The organism is Streptomyces sp. NPDC001781, from assembly GCF_053596035.1.
Genome location: NZ_JBSFFI010000075.1, coordinates 1 through 2672, shown reverse-complemented (window position 1 = coordinate 2672; position 2672 = coordinate 1). Strand labels below are relative to the sequence as shown.

Annotated in this window: 2 protein-coding genes; both read right to left on the bottom strand. The window is 72.4% G+C overall.

From position 1 onward, the window contains the following. Nucleotides 1–1730: type I polyketide synthase (locus ACWCV3_RS28645; RefSeq protein WP_451230187.1), on the bottom strand; the 1730-nt coding region annotated here is incomplete at its 3' end. Nucleotides 1731–1771: 41 nt separating this feature from the next. Further along, a partial coding sequence (locus tag ACWCV3_RS28640) for a phosphopantetheine-binding protein (protein WP_451230184.1) occupies nt 1772–2672 on the bottom strand: 901 nt, incomplete at its 5' end.

Below are 2672 nucleotides of genomic sequence, written 5' to 3'. Positions count from 1 at the left end.
TACAGCCCCCGGCCCATTCCCAGCCGCTGCGCGCCCTGCCCGGTGAAGACCCACCCCACCTTCCCCAGGGAGCCGGCCCGGCCCACCACCACACCCGAAGCCGCCTCACCCACAGCCAGCGCCTCCAACCCCGACGCCAGTTCCTCCACGTCCCCGCCCACCACTACCGCGCGCTCCTCCAGTACCGCGCGCCCGCACCCCAACGCCCGCCCCACATCGGCGATCCCCACCTCCGGGTGAGCCGCCACCCACTCCCGCAGCCGCCCCGCCTGCCCCGCGAGCCCCGCCGCCGAGCGGCCCGACACCGGCCAAGCCACCACCGGCAGACCACCACTCACCTCAGGCTCCGGCGACTCCGGCGCCTGCTCCAGCAGCACGTGCGCGTTCGTCCCGCTGAAGCCGAAGGACGAGACCCCCGCGCGGCGCGGCCGGCCCGTCTCCGGCCAGGGGACCTTCTCGGTGACCAGCCGGACCGTGCCGTCCTCCCAGTCGATGTGGCGCGAGGGTTTGTCCACGTGCAGGGTCGCGGGCACGATGCCCTCGCGCATGGACAGGACCATCTTGATGACACCGGCCACACCGGCGGCGGCTTGCGTGTGGCCGATGTTCGACTTCACCGAGCCGAGCCACAGGGGTTGTTCGGGGGTGTGCCGGCGGCCGTAGGTGGCGATGAGCGCCTGGACCTCGATGGGGTCGCCCAGTGTCGTCCCGGTGCCGTGGCCCTCGACCACGTCGACCTGGTCGGCGGACAGGCCCGCGTCGGCCAGTGCGGCGCGGATCACCTTCTGCTGGGCCACGCCGTTGGGCGCGGTCATGCCGTTGCTGGCGCCGTCCTGGTTCATCGCGCTGCCGCGCACGATCGCGTGGACGCGGTGTCCGTTGCGCTGGGCGTCCGAGAGGCGTTCGACGACGAGGACGCCGACGCCTTCGCCCCAGCCGGTGCCGTCGGCGGCGTCGGCGTATGCCTTCACTCGGCCGTCGCGGGCCAGACCGCGCTGGCGGGAGAAGTCGAGGAAGGCCGTCGGGGTGGCCATCAGGGTGACGCCGCCGACCAGCGCCAGCGAGCAGTCGCCGGAGCGCAGGGACTGGGCCGCGAGGTGCAGGGAGACCAGCGACGCGGAGCAGGCCGTGTCGACCGAGACGGCCGGGCCTTCGAGGCCGAGCGTGTAGGCGACCCGGCCCGAGGCCATGCCCGCTGACTGCCCGGAGCCGATGTATCCCTCGGCCTCAGGCGCGGCGGCGGTTTTGATCAGGTAGTCCTGGTAGATGAGTCCGGCGAAGACGCCGGTGTCCGAGCCGCGCAGGCCGAGGGGGTCGATCCCGGAGTCCTCCAGCGCCTCCCAGGCCGTTTCGAGGAGCAGCCGGTGCTGGGGGTCCATCACGGACGCCTCGCGTGGTGCGATGCCGAAGAAGTCCGCGTCGAAGTCGGGGGCCTCGCCGAGGAATCCGCCTTCGCGGACGTACGAGGTGCCGGGCTGTTCCGGGTCGGGGTCGTAGACCTCGCGCCAGTCGCGGTCGGTCGGGAAGGGGCACATGCCGTCGACGCCGTCGTGCACCAGGCGCCAGAGTCCTTCCGGTCCGGCCGCGCCGCCGGGGAAGCGGCAGCCCATGCCGACGATGGCGATCGGCTCGTGCTGTGCCTCCTCCAGCTTGCGCAGCCGCTCTCTGGTCTGGGTGAGGTCCGCCGTGACACGCTTGAGGTAATCCCTCAGCTTGTCCTCGTTCGCCATCCTGCGGACCTCCCTGGGTGAAATGTTTCTTGTGTGCGGGTTCAGATACCGAGTTGCTGGTCGATGAAGGCGAAGACCTCGTCGTCGCTCGCGTCGAGGATTCGGTCGGTCTCGGTCTCGCCGTCGGCCGGTTCCCCGGTCGCGTTGAGTCCGGCCAGGATCCTGGTGAGTTGGGCCGCGAGTCGGCTGCGGGTGGTCTCGTCGGCGGCGATCCGGTCGAGGGACAGCTCGATCTTCTCCAGTTCGGAGAACGCCGCGAGGGTTCCGTCCTCGCCGTCGTCGGAATCGGCCAGCTCCTGTGCGAGGTAGGCGGCCAGCGCGTCGGCGGTCGAGTAGTCGAACAGGACGGTGGCGGGCAGGCGCAGGCCGGTCGCGGCGTTGAGCCGGTTGCGCAGTTCGACGGTGGTCAGCGAGTCGAAGCCGAGGTCCCGGAAGGGCCGGTCGGCCGCGAGGCTGTCGGGTTCGTTCGCGCCGAGGACCATCGCCGCCTGCGTCTGGATCAGGCGGATGAGGATCTCGGACTGCTGCTCCGGAGTCTGGCCCGCCAGGCGTGCGGCCAGGTCGCCGCCGCCCGCCGGGGCCGTGGAGGCCGTGCTTCCGGTCTTGCGGGCGAGCTGGGCCAGTACCGGGGGCAGGCTCGGGTTGTCCTGCGTGAGCGCGGCGTTGTTGAGGCGTGCGGTCACCAGGGTCGCGCGGCCGGTGTCGAGGGCGGCGTCGAGCAGGGCCAGGCCCTCGGCGTCGGAGATCAGCGCGAGCCCGGCCCGGCCCATGCGGTCGAGGTCGGCCTGCGCCATGCCGCCCGCCATGCCCTCGGACTGCGCCCACGGGCCCCAGGCCAGCGAGATCCCGGCGAGGCCCAGTCCGTGCCGGTACTCGGCGAGGGCGTCGAGGAAGGTGTTGGCGGCGGCGTAGTTGCCCTGTCCGGGGTTGCCCCAGACGCCG